Raw genomic sequence first — 12,291 nt, 5'->3', positions numbered from 1 at the left:
TTTACCTTTGTGAGTTCTGAGATGTTGCCCATCGGGCTACTTGGCCCGATTTCCGACAGCATCCATAGCCGGTCACACCCCGCCCGCCCCCACGCTTTTACCTGTCCATATCACCGAAAATCCCGTGACGCCTGCTGCCCCGCAGAGATCTCCGCTGGAGCACCCCTGTTCCTGTGAAATCACATTTCCCCGGGGACGGATGATGTTGACGTCACCTTCGGCCGAGTTGCTGACCGTCCTGGTTCGTGAGTTCATGCAAGGCCCGCAATCATGATCGGCTTACCGGCGGGCACCCGTATCTGGCTGGTCGCCGGCCAGACTGACATGCGAAAGGGCTTCCAGGGCCTGGCCGGCCAAGTCGTGTCCGCCCTCCGGGAAGATCCATTGTCCGGCCATGTCTTTGTCTTCCGGGGGAAACGAGGCAACCTGATAAAGGTCCTGTGGTCAACCGGTGACGGCCTGTGCCTGCAGGCAAAACGCCTTGAGCGCGGCCGCTTGGTCTGGCCGCAGGTCAAGGAGGGTAAAGTCTTACTGACGCAAGCCAAAAGCGCCTTCAAGGTGATAAAAACCCGGCGTAAAAAGAAAGCCTGCGCCCGCTGCGATGTCATCGTCCAGGCGCCGGCGCCGTCGCGTCCCATCGAGCGCGGCATCGCCGGACCGGGCCTGCTGGCGCGCGTGATGACGGCGAAATACGCCGAGCACTTGCCGCTATATCGCCTGTCGGAAATGTCATCTTCTGTGATGGCCGCTGATGCCTGTGAAGTCGTTTTATGTATGTACGGTAAAACGACGGGAAACGGCGGAGGAAGTCAAGGTCATCCCGCTGAACGCTCTTTCTTTCATATCGTAAAAAAGAACAAACACGGTTTTATCCCCAGCCATACAGCCGATGCCCGTAAAGCATTTTTGCTCGAATGCGAATCAGCGGACCCGGAAATTATCAGCCTAATCATCAGCTAATTTCCGATGATGAAATGTGTGACTTTATGAGATTTTATGCTAGAGTGCATATGAGATAAAGTTACACTGATAGCTTAGGAGAAAACTATGTCACTTACTCGTTTACGCCAGCAGGGGGGCGCCGTGGTTCTTACAATCCCTAGCGACATCGCCACTGATATGGGATGGCAAGTAGGTATAAAACTCGATGTAAAAGCTTCCGGGGACACGATCAGCATTAAACCGGCAGGCAGGGTAGCGCGCGGTCGCAAATCGCTCGCAACGTTGTTGCAGGGCATTGATGAGGAAGAAGTACGTGCGTTCAACGAAGCATCTTATGACGAGCTGAATTCTTATCCGGTCGGTAAAGAGGTGATTTAATGGTTCGCAGAAGAAGCGCCCCGGCGAAGGGTGAAATTTGGCATGCGAGCGGCGATCCGGTCAGCGGAAGAGAGTTTAAAGGCCCGCATTTTTACCTGATTATCACTGAGCAGGCGCTTAACAAAAAGTTAGGTACGGCTATTTGTGTACCTATCACCGGTGGTGGCGGGTTGGCTCGATCAGAAGCGGTTACCGTTTATTTTGATGGTGCAAGTACCGATACCGGCAAGATTACCGGTGTAGCGCTATGTTATCAGGTTCGATCCTTAGACCTGATTGAGCGTCAGGCAAAATATGCTGCAACGGCCGAATCTAGTATCGTTGACGAGGTTTTGGCAAAAGTTATTGATATTCTGGACCCTCAACTGAATTAATCTCAGCCAGAATATATCCCATTATAATACAATTTCCTCAGGCATCCACTTGGGGGAGCATGCATCTTCCACTGATTTAAGTGGGTTGCGCAACATCATGCCGCTGCCTAGCTTGTAAATGGCGCGTTCCACCGGAAGCGGTCATGTTTACTGCCTTGATCTGTCTTTATGGGAACGATTATGTGCTTTCACATACCCTATTCCAATCTTCGCTACGTGGTGGTCACTTTGGGGGTCTTGATAAGAGCAGTGTCCTGCTTTATATTATTTATTAGCCACTTACTGACAACGGCGATCCTAGTCAGAGGAGCCAAGATTTTAGAAAAGCCCGCGTTAGGGATGACCTGACGCGGGCTTTTTGTTTTTGATTTAGTAGCGATTTCGCGTAAGGGATCGGGCATATCGCCTCGCTGATAGATAGTCGCTATGAAATATTCATTTCACTCATTTACCAGCGTGAATTCAATCATGATAAAGCGGCACACCCGGACTGAACAGCAGCAGCATATTGATGCTTGGCAACACCGCGGATTAACTAAACAGCCTTATTGTGAACAGCAGGGTATGACATTCAGTAATTTTTATTGTTAGGTTCATATCTGGCAATGTTATGGATAAAAATTACCGCAGTGGGACCAACCGCAAAATACTTCCCCCACTCCATGCGCCTAACACAGTATTTTTCAACTGATTTATATAAGAAATTCGGTGATTTCATAAAAAGAAATCTATAAATCGCTAATTTCATCCCTGACAATGCAGCGTATTGGTGTCAAAAAATTATTTAGTTATCAAACGCGCCGTCGGAGATATGGATTTTCATGCCTTGAGGGCTAAATCAATTTTATATAGCAATATATTTCAATGGATTAAACTAATCTTCCTATTGAGCTCTACCATGAAGAAACCACCTGTAAATATACATAATTAGTATTATATACTGAGATAAATGGAAAGGACCCATTACAGCGCAAGGCAAGAGGAAGAAGTTGATAATAGAAAATGACGTTCTAGTTTTTAGAATTGGCGATGCTGATCAAGAACCACATGACATATATTTGCTACAAAACATATCCATTGCATCACAAAATCCACCAGCCTATTTAAAGCAACATAATGTTGCGATATTCGACAGCGGTAGTTTCAAAAAAATATGTCCCTTGTATCACAATGACTGTAGGAGACAGTATATGCGAGCGTTAGTTAAAGCAAATCCTCGCGCTGGGCTCTGGTTACAGGACGTACCGATCCCACAAGTTCGCGATGATGAGGTGCTGATCAAGATCCGCAAGACCGGTATTTGCGGAACGGATCTGCATATATGGAACTGGGACGAATGGGCCCAAAAAACGGTACCCGTTCCTCTGGTAACAGGCCATGAATATGCCGGAGAAGTTGTAGAAGTAGGCCGTAATGTCACGCAAATAAGCATTGGCCAGCGCGTCAGCGGTGAGGGACATCTTGTCGATCTCGGTTGCACCGCAGCCAGGGCAGGAAATTTTCATCTGGATCCTCATAGCTTGTCAGTAGGAGTAAACCATCCTGGTGCCTTTGCGGAGTATCTGGCGCTGCCTGCATTCAATGTTATTGCTCTCCCCGATGAGATTGACGATGAACTGGGGGCTATTCTCGACCCGCTTGGTAATGCGGTTCATGTCGCTCAGTCATTTGATTTGGTGGGCAACGATGTATTGATCATGGGTGCGGGGCCTATTGGGATAATGGCGGCCGCGGTTGCGCGATTTGTCGGCGCGCATCGTATATTCATCGCCGATATCAATGCCGAGCGCCTAGCGCTTGCGAACCGGATAGTCGACGCGATTACCCTGGATCCGGACAACACGTCGTTAACAGAAGTTGCTCAGCGTTACGGTTTGTCTGATGGATTCCCTATCGGTTTTGAAATGAGTGGTAGTAATGAAGCGCTGGAATCCTTAATCGGTGCCATGACTTCCGGTGGCCAGATAGCCTGTCTGGGATTGCCTACGCGTAAAGTGACATTGGATTGGAATACAGTAGTTTGCAAGAGCCTGCGTATCAAAGGGGTTTATGGGCGAGAAATGTTCGAGACCTGGCGCAAGACCCTCAACATGCTACAAAGCGGTTTGAACGTTAGGGATATCATCACTCACCGCTTGCCTGTCGATGACTTCCACGCAGGTTTCCAGGCGATGCAAGCAGGGACAGCCGGCAAGGTTATTTTGAATTGGTCTACTTAAGTACAGAGTCGTTACGGCTCTGTTTGTCAGAAAAATTATTTGCCAGTCCGATAAGCCAACGGAGGTTGCGATGACCATTACCCTTGATATTATCAATACCGTTAAAGACCTGGATCCGGCTGAGTATCGCGCGTTTTTTCTTCAAAGCAAGGCGCCCATGTTTTACGATCTGCGATTTCTTATCGCGGCTGAGCAGTCACCCTTGTTAAATGTCAGTAAAATCTTCTATGTGCTGGCGCGGGAGGAAAGGCGGCTGGTTGCGCTGGTCCCGATTTATCTGCAAGACTTTAAGTCTGTTGATCCGTTAGGGTTATTAGTTTCCTCCGCTAAGCTCTCGATAATACCTGAAGAGCGCGGACTGTTCAGTCATATCATGCATTGTACGGACACCACAATCCCGATGTTGGGCGATGCCCCTAGTCTGTATGCCCTAATATTCGATGCTCTTACGAGTATCGCACTGGCTGAGAAGGCGCGCTATTTCTGTTTTCTCAATGTGCAGGATGGCGTGCTTCTGCGTGAAGCTCAACGTTATGGGCTGAATATAAATTACATGGTGGATAAATATACACTCGAACTGGATGCTTTTGCGGATTTTGACAGTTTTGTGCAGGCTTTGCCAAAGGACGGGCGTCATGAAATGGTACGCCAGCTTCGTATCTTTAAACGCGGCGGTGCGCGAGTTCGAATACTGGCTCCTCCCTTTGATAATGAAATTGAGAAACTGGCCCGGTTGTGTTATTTGACAACCAAACGGCTGGGGACGCCGCATTATTGGCCAGAAGCACAATTGGCTGTTTTTTGCCGTCTTTGCGGCGATCTGGTTCGCCTTAGCGTCGTAGAACAGAACGGGCAAATTGTCAGCGGCATTATCTGCTTCGAGGAAGACGGAACTCTCCATGCCTGGTCGGCCGGCATGGATTACGAGCAATCCGAATTCAGCCCTTATACCCTGGCCTTCGCTGCCTTGTACCGCTATGCATTCGAAAGCGGAATTAATCTTATCGAGGGCGGCCGCTTGAATGCCCGCATCAAGACTCGCTTGGGATTGAAACCGAAACGGCTGTATTCCATCGTCAGCCAGGACTTGGGGATACCCGCCGCTACGCAGACTTCTGTGTCTCGACTGAAGCTGGCATCGCAACTGGATGGCGAGGTTCGTCTTGCTTCGCATCCCGCCTTTGATGAGTGGTACCTCACCAGTACCTGGAACGGTCGAGGCCCAACGCGTAGACCTGCCGGAATAGTACGCGCCGCGACTGAGGCCGATGTGATTCGCGCGATTGCATTTGCCAAGGAGCGAGGCATGGAAGTGAGCGTGCGTGGAAATGGGCATAACTACGCCGGTTGTTTTCTTCGCTTTGATTCGCTGATGTTGGATGTTTCCGGCTTGAAGGGACTTGATATCGATAGCCGGCGCACGCGCGCCATCGTTGAACCTGGGGTCAGTAGCGGCCAATTGAGTCATGCACTGGCGGCTAAAGGTTTGGCTTTTCCCACAGGGCATGTAAAAGAAGTGGGTATCAGCGGATTCCTGTTGGGTGGAGGGCTTGGGATCAACTGCAGCCAATGGGGAGGAATGAGCGTGTTCAACGTACAAGCCCTGGACATTGTCACCGCGGACGGTCGTCTACGACATGTTTCCGAAACCCAGTAGCCAGACTTGTTCTGGGCCGCTCGTGGCGCCGGGCCCTGTTCGTTTTTTGTCGTGACCCGCTTTTACCTCAGTTGCTACTCGTTGCCTCGGGCAATAACCAACAGCTTATACACGCTACCTTTCACGCATTTGCACGATTTATTGGCGGGGCTTGACGTCGCATCTCCCCCTGCAAATCTTCAGGTGACGCTGTCTGTCAGCCCCACGACGACGGGTGGCATACCGGCAGTGCAGTTAAATATCTTGGCGTTCGCCGCTAGCCCGCAAGAAGCGCAGGCGCTACGCGAATCTTTTGAAGCCAGCCTGGAACTGCCGCTCACAGCCTTGGCCATCGACCAGCCCTCAAACTTCGAGGCCATTTACGAGCAGTTCAACGGCATGGTGTTATCAAAAAGGTTTTGTGCCGACAATATCCTTACAGATAACACGCAGGAATTGGTTTCCATCCTATCCCGGTATTTATCAGGCGCGCCTTCTCGGAGTACCCTTACAGCGATTCTCTGGCGGGGTGTGACCACCTATCCGCAAGCCGCATTTTCGGCACAGGGCAAGTTTTTTGTATCTACATACGCCCAATGGAACGATGCAAAAGATGACAATATCAATCGATATTGGTTAAAACAGATGTATGACGAGCTTCAGGAGATTGCCCGTAGCAGTTATGTCAACGAGTACGATCTTGAGACAAGGGCGGCCGAGACCAGCAGGTGCTTCGCCGCTGAAAATTGGGAACGATTGCAAAGGCTCAGGCTTGAATACGACCCTGACGGCGTATTTGTTGACGTGCAACAATTGGGGGAGCATGGCGATCTGCCAGGAGCGAAAAACTAAATGGAATGTCGTCGCCTTGGTTCGCCGCGATGGCGTGGCTGATAAAAAGGGGTCTGCAACGCCCTATCGGCGTGTACATCAGCGCCGCCCGGTCGCCACCGCTGTCCGAGCCCATGAACAAATACGCGGGAGGCGCCCAGGCCTCCCCCGGCCGTATTTATTTCAGCGCAATGCGCGCGACACTATCATTCATGCGTTATTGGGGATGCTGATCCGAGTATTTTTCTGACAGCTGCCTTTCTGAATAAATGTGACTTATATCACCTTTTTTCGATCCTGATCCGGTCCCTGAAAATGTGACCCCTCTCCATCACATCATTCGCCGTTTTTCATATTATAGTCGTGAAGTTGTACATAATTGTCTATAGACAACTCAGGATGTTCAGGTGCGCGCCATGAAAGCTTTAAGTAAAAATTCCCAGATCCCACTTTACCAGCAGGTGGCGGAGTGGATAAGAGAAAGTATCTACACCGGAGAGTTGGTCGAGGACGACCGTATTCCCTCTGAATTCCAGATTATGGACATGCTGGAAGTCAGCCGGGGCACCGTAAAGAAGGCGGTCGCCCAGTTGGTGAAAGCCGGGACGCTGGTTCAGGTCCAGGGAAAAGGCACTTTTGTCAAAAAGGAGAACATCGCCTACCCGCTGGGTGAAGGATTATTGTCGTTTGCCGAATCGCTGGAAAGTCAAAAAATCAGCTTCAGCACCTGTGTGGTAACTTCACGAATTGAATCAGCAAATCGTTTTGTTGCTGAGAAGCTGCAAATAAAACCGGGGCAGGACATTTTATACCTTGAACGTCTGCGTTCTATTGGCGATGAAAAGGCCATGCTGATTGAGAACCGTATTAATATTGAGCTTTGTCCGGGCATTACCGAAGTGGATTTTAACAAGGAAAATTTGTTTCCAACGATCGAGCGCCTTTCTCAGCAAAAAATCCGCTACTCAGAAAGCCGTTACGCCGCCCGGTTGATTGGTAATGAGCGTGGTCATTTCCTGGATATCAGCGAAGAAGCGCCGGTATTACACCTGGAACAGCTGGTTTTTTTCTCCCGGACTTTGCCCGTAGAGTTCGGCAATGTCTGGCTGAAAGGTAATAAATACTACCTGGGCACCATCCTGCAGCGCCGGGAGGTGAGTTGAGGCGGTTTTGATAATTATCCAATCGTCATCAATCCAAGCCATTGTCGAGTAACGTGATTAATGAGGAATTTATGCAGGGCATTGAATTCAAATCCGAGTACGTTCAACGCATCCCTGCGGGAATGAGTGTTGATGCGCTCATCCGCCGACTGGCGCAACCGCTGATTGCCGATGGACAGGTGGTCGGGGATTTTGCCGACCATGTCCTGGCGCGTGAAAAGAAATTCCCTACCGGCCTGCCTACAGATCCGGTTGGCGTAGCAATACCGCATACCGATCATCGTTATGTGCGCCGCAACGCCTTCGCCATTGGTATCCTGCCGGAGCCGGTGGCGTTCGCGGATATGGGCGGTGAGCCAGACCCGGTGCCGGTGCGCGTGGTTTTCTTACTGGCGCTGAGTGAAAGCAACAAGCAACTCAATGTGCTGGGCTGGATAATGGATCTGATTCAGGATGACGGGTTTATGCAGAAATTATTCGCCATGAGTAATGAACAAATTCACCAGGCTATTTTAGATAAACTCAATGAACGAGGTGAAATATGAGCCAGACTATTTTATTTGTATGCGCCACCGGCATCGCGACCTCCACCGCGGTGGCCGAAAAGGTAATGGAGTATTGTAAGGAACAAGGACTGGATGTCAATTATTCACAAACTAATGTCGCGTCCCTGCCAAGCAATACCGACGGAGCGACTTTAGTGGTATCCACCACCAAAGTGCCTTATGAACTGGATATTCCGGTAGTTAATGGCCTACCTATAATTACGGGCATAGGCGAGGATAAGGTGCTGGAGAAAATAGCATCGATCCTGAAAGACCAAAAATAATTAATTTAAACTATTCCGATTAATTTATAAAGGCGCTAACGCGAGGTCCCGTTACGTCTGCAACAGGGGTTTGCCATGAATGAAATAGCCCATACCCTATATACGGTCGTGCAATATATCCTGGGTTTTGGCCCGACGGTATTATTGCCGCTGGTATTATTTATTCTTGCTTTGTTCTTTAAAGTAAGACCGGCCAAAGCGCTGCGTTCATCCCTCACTGTCGGTATCGGCTTCGTGGGAATCTATGCCATTTTTGATATTTTGACCAGCAACGTGGGACCCGCGGCCCAGGCCATGGTGGAACGTACCGGTATCAACCTGCCGGTAGTGGATCTTGGCTGGCCGCCGCTGTCCGCCATTACCTGGGGATCGCCGATCGCGCCTTTCGTGATCCCGCTGACCATCCTGATTAACGTGGCGATGCTGGCGCTTAACAAGACGCGTACCGTCGATGTGGATATGTGGAATTACTGGCACTTCGCCTTGGCCGGTACCCTGGTTTATTACAGTACGGGCAGTTTCGTGTTTGGTCTGCTGGCCGCCGGCATCGCCGCGGTGGTGGTACTCAAACTGGCGGACTGGTCTGCGCCGATGGTGCAGAAGTATTTCGGTCTGGAGGGTATTTCATTACCGACGCTATCCGCGGTGGTGTTCTTCCCAATAGGGCTGTTGGTGGACAAAATCATCGAAAAAATCCCGGGGCTTAACCGTATTCATATCGATCCGGAAACTGTGCAGAAGAAGCTCGGCATTTTCGGTGAACCGATGATGGTGGGCACCATCCTTGGCGTGCTGCTGGGCGTTATCGCCGGTTATGATTTCAAACATATCCTGTTATTGGGTATCAGTATCGGCGGGGTAATGTTTATTCTGCCGCGTATGGTCCGCATCCTGATGGAAGGCCTGTTGCCGCTGTCAGAGGCCATCAAAAAATACCTCAACGCCAAATATCCGGGACGCGATGATTTATACATCGGGCTGGATATCGCGGTGGCGGTAGGTAACCCGGCAATTATCTCAACGGCGCTGTTGCTGACGCCCATTTCGGTTTTCATCGCTTTTGTTCTGCCGGGAAATAAAGTGCTGCCGCTCGGGGATTTGGCGAATCTGGCGGTGATGGCGTCAATGATTGCGCTGGCCTGCCGCGGCAACATTTTCCGCACCCTGCTGGGGGCGATTCCGGTCATTGCCGCGGACCTGTGGATTGCCACCAAAATCGCGCCGTTTATCACCACTATGGCGAAAGATGTCAACTTTAAATTTGCTGATGGCTCTAGCGGGCAGGTTTCCAGTTTCTTGGATGGCGGCAACCCATTCCGCTTCTGGCTGCTTGAAATCTTTAACGGCAACATTATCGCTATCGGTTTGGTGCCGGTAATCGGCCTGGTGCTATATGGGGTGTTCCGAATGACGCGGAGAACCGTATATGCCTGATTCCAGCGCGGCTATCGTCATTGATATCGGTACCACCAATTGTAAAGTCACCTGTTTTTCCTGCCAGGATGCCACGCGGCTGGGGGCCAGAAAATTTGTTACTCCCAAACTGATATCGACGCAGGGCGCGGTTGATTTTGACGTCGACCAGCTGTGGCTGGAGATTAAGGCGGCAATGTCCGGCCTGGCGGCGGAATCATCGCTGCCGGTGGGACGCATCAGCATTGCAAGCTTTGGCGAATCCGGTGTGTTCATTGATGATAAGGGAGAAATACTGACGCCGATGCTGGCTTGGTATGATCGCCGCGGCGAAGAATATCTGGCGGCGCTGAGCGAGGTGGAAAGCGCAAGGCTGTATGCCATCACCGGGTTACCTCCGCACAGTAACTACTCCGCTTTCAAAATGCGCTGGTTGCTGGATCGCTATCATTTACACGGACGGGAAGACATCTGCTGGCTGCATGCCCCCGAGTTACTGCTGTGGCGGCTAACCGGACAACGACGCACCGAGATCACGCTCGCCAGCCGCACACTTTGCCTCGATGTCAGCCACGGCGCCTGGTCGCGGGAAGCAGCCGATATTATGCAACTGCCGTTTGCCGCCTTTGCGCCGCTGCTGACGCCGGGGGAAGTTGCGGGCTGGGTCGCTCCCGAACTGGGCCGCGATCTGGGTTTCTGCGAACACGTCAGCGTCACGCTAGCCGGACACGACCACATGGTGGGCGCCCGGGCCCTGCAAATGAAGACGGGGGAAATATTGAACTCAACGGGGACGACAGAGGGCATTTTGCTGCTCAACTCCCGCCCCGCCTTGAGCGTACAGGCAAGCCGGGACAAACTGGCCAATGGCCGTTATTCGTTGCCGGATCTTTATACCCTGTTCGCCTCTTTGCCGGTCGGCGGTTTTGCCCTGGAATGGCTGAGCAACACCTTTCGTTTTACCTTCGGCGAAATCGAAGCTGCCCTGGAGCGCGGCTACCGGCATTATCTGGACGAGATGTGGACACTAGAGGATGTGCCGGTATTTATCCCCCATTTGCGCGGCTCGGGGTCCCCGCATAAGAACCGTCATACCCGGGGACTGCTGTATGGCCTGGGCGACAGTCTGTCCATCGATACGCTGGTCGCTGGTATTTCGCTGGGGCTGGCGATGGAATTCGCCAACTGCTTTGCCTGCTTTGGTGTCCCTGCGGGGCAAACGCTGAAGGTGATTGGACCGGCCACAGGCAATCCGCTCTGGTTGCAATTAAAAGCTGATATTTTGCAGCGCCCGGTGGACGCCATTGCATTTGATGAAGCCGTCTCGGTAGGGGCGCTGCTCACCGCCTGTCCGACGCTGGCGCCGCCGGAGGTGACCGTCGCCGCGCGCTATCTTCCCAATATGCGGCGATACCGGGCGCTGCAAGGTTATCAATTACGCTGGCAGGAGTTTTATCGCTTCAAGCTTCAACAGGAAGGTGTTATTGCTGAATAAGCCTAGGTGGCGCGAAGTACCTAAGCAAATAACTTGAATAAAATAATGCCTTGAATAGTGCATTATTTTATGAGCCAGGAGAGGAATTGGGTTAGTAAATTAAAATTTATCTCTATGTTAGCAACACTAAATGAGGAAAATACTATGCCATTAGTTAATGGAAAGATCCTGCTCGACCGAATTCGCGAAAAGAAAGTGCTGGCGGGTGCTTTTAATACCACGAACCTGGAAACCACAATTTCTATTCTGAATGCCATTGAACGATCGGGATTACCTAATTTTATTCAGATCGCGCCGACCAATGCCCAATTGTCAGGTTATGATTATATTTATGAAATTGTTAAGCGGCATGCCGATAAAATGGATGTCCCGGTAAGTTTGCATCTCGATCATGGTAAATCGCTGGATGATGTGAAACAGGCGGTGCGCGCTGGGTTCACCTCGGTGATGATTGATGGCGCAGCGTTTTCATTTGATGAAAATATTGCGTTTACGCGTGAAGCGGTTGATTTCTGCAAATCATTCGGTGTGCCTGTTGAAGCGGAACTCGGCGCCATTCTGGGTAAAGAAGACGATCATGTCAGCGAAGCCGACTGTAAAACCGAACCGGAAAAAGTAAAGGCGTTCGTCGAGCAAACCGGCTGCGACCTGCTCGCGGTCTCGGTGGGCAATGTCCATGGTTTGGACGATATTCCCCGTATCGATATTCCGTTGCTCCAGCGTATTGCCGCGGTGTCCCCGGTGCCGCTGGTTATTCATGGCGGTTCAGGTATTCATGAGGATATCCTGCGCAGCTTCGTCAATTACAATGTTGTCAAAGTGAATATCGCCAGCGACCTGCGAAAAGCGTTTATTACATCCGTGGGCAAAGCCTATGTTGATAATAACAATGAGGCTAACCTGGCCCGCGTAATGGCGCGCGCAAAATATGCGGTTGAAGAGGATGTCTACGCCAAAATCCTGATGATGAATAAAGGTCACCGCTATATTCGTAAAGCATCTTAAGGTTCA

At 50.9% G+C, this 12,291-nt stretch carries 11 protein-coding genes and 3 pseudogenes; all 14 read left to right on the top strand.

Translation table 11 applies throughout. The features are described from left to right. Positions 1 to 270: 270 nt before the first annotated feature. Positions 271 to 546, top strand: a pseudogene (tnpB, locus tag ACL2XF_RS06215) (IS66 family insertion sequence element accessory protein TnpB); the annotation flags it as partial. Beyond that, positions 547 to 729, top strand: a pseudogene (locus ACL2XF_RS06210) (IS66 family transposase); the annotation flags it as partial. After that, positions 727 to 960, top strand: a complete 234-nt coding sequence (locus tag ACL2XF_RS06205; protein ID WP_410016809.1) for a TrbM/KikA/MpfK family conjugal transfer protein — start codon at positions 727 to 729, stop codon at positions 958 to 960. The pseudogene ACL2XF_RS06210 and the gene ACL2XF_RS06205, both read left to right, overlap by 3 nt. Before the next feature lie 87 nt (positions 961 to 1,047). Continuing rightward, positions 1,048 to 1,320, top strand: coding sequence for an antitoxin (locus ACL2XF_RS06200; RefSeq protein ID WP_413728230.1), 273 nt, complete (start codon positions 1,048 to 1,050; stop codon positions 1,318 to 1,320). After that, the gene (locus tag ACL2XF_RS06195; protein WP_413722955.1) at positions 1,320 to 1,694 is read left to right on the top strand and encodes a type II toxin-antitoxin system PemK/MazF family toxin; all 375 of its coding nucleotides are present in this window, start codon (positions 1,320 to 1,322) and stop codon (positions 1,692 to 1,694) included. The genes ACL2XF_RS06200 and ACL2XF_RS06195 overlap by 1 nt, the downstream gene beginning before the upstream one ends. Before the next feature lie 426 nt (positions 1,695 to 2,120). Continuing rightward, entirely contained in the window at positions 2,121 to 2,285 is a 165-nt protein-coding gene (gene tnpA / locus ACL2XF_RS06190) for an IS66 family insertion sequence element accessory protein TnpA (protein ID WP_410014831.1), read from the top strand. A gap of 599 nt (positions 2,286 to 2,884) precedes the next feature. After that, positions 2,885 to 3,913 (top strand): L-threonine 3-dehydrogenase, encoded by a 1,029-nt coding sequence (gene tdh / locus ACL2XF_RS06185; RefSeq protein ID WP_413728229.1) that lies wholly within the window; start codon positions 2,885 to 2,887, stop codon positions 3,911 to 3,913. A gap of 70 nt (positions 3,914 to 3,983) precedes the next feature. Next, positions 3,984 to 6,401, top strand: a pseudogene (locus tag ACL2XF_RS06180) (GNAT family N-acetyltransferase). Positions 6,402 to 6,796: 395 nt separating this feature from the next. Continuing rightward, positions 6,797 to 7,543 (top strand): GntR family transcriptional regulator, encoded by a 747-nt coding sequence (locus ACL2XF_RS06175; RefSeq protein WP_410014828.1) that lies wholly within the window; start codon positions 6,797 to 6,799, stop codon positions 7,541 to 7,543. Positions 7,544 to 7,614: 71 nt separating this feature from the next. After that, complete coding sequence (locus tag ACL2XF_RS06170) at positions 7,615 to 8,088, top strand: PTS sugar transporter subunit IIA (RefSeq protein ID WP_410014827.1); 474 nt, start codon at positions 7,615 to 7,617, stop codon at positions 8,086 to 8,088. Next, on the top strand, positions 8,085 to 8,372 hold the full coding sequence (locus tag ACL2XF_RS06165; RefSeq protein WP_410014826.1) for a PTS sugar transporter subunit IIB: 288 nt from the start codon (positions 8,085 to 8,087) through the stop codon (positions 8,370 to 8,372). Before ACL2XF_RS06170 ends, ACL2XF_RS06165 begins: the two co-directional genes overlap by 4 nt. A gap of 75 nt (positions 8,373 to 8,447) precedes the next feature. Then, positions 8,448 to 9,806, top strand: a complete 1,359-nt coding sequence (locus ACL2XF_RS06160) for a PTS galactitol transporter subunit IIC (protein WP_413722957.1) — start codon at positions 8,448 to 8,450, stop codon at positions 9,804 to 9,806. Further along, positions 9,799 to 11,280, top strand: a complete 1,482-nt coding sequence (locus tag ACL2XF_RS06155) for an FGGY-family carbohydrate kinase (protein ID WP_410014824.1) — start codon at positions 9,799 to 9,801, stop codon at positions 11,278 to 11,280. Before ACL2XF_RS06160 ends, ACL2XF_RS06155 begins: the two co-directional genes overlap by 8 nt. Positions 11,281 to 11,424: 144 nt before the next feature. Beyond that, positions 11,425 to 12,285 (top strand): class II aldolase, encoded by an 861-nt coding sequence (locus tag ACL2XF_RS06150; protein WP_413728228.1) that lies wholly within the window; start codon positions 11,425 to 11,427, stop codon positions 12,283 to 12,285. Positions 12,286 to 12,291: the final 6 nt, after the last annotated feature.

It is taken from the genome of Sodalis sp. RH19 (assembly GCF_047324215.1).
GTDB lineage: Bacteria > Pseudomonadota > Gammaproteobacteria > Enterobacterales > Enterobacteriaceae > Acerihabitans.
The sequence above is the reverse complement of the archived record's forward strand: the minus strand, read 5'-3'. Positions and strand labels throughout refer to the sequence as shown.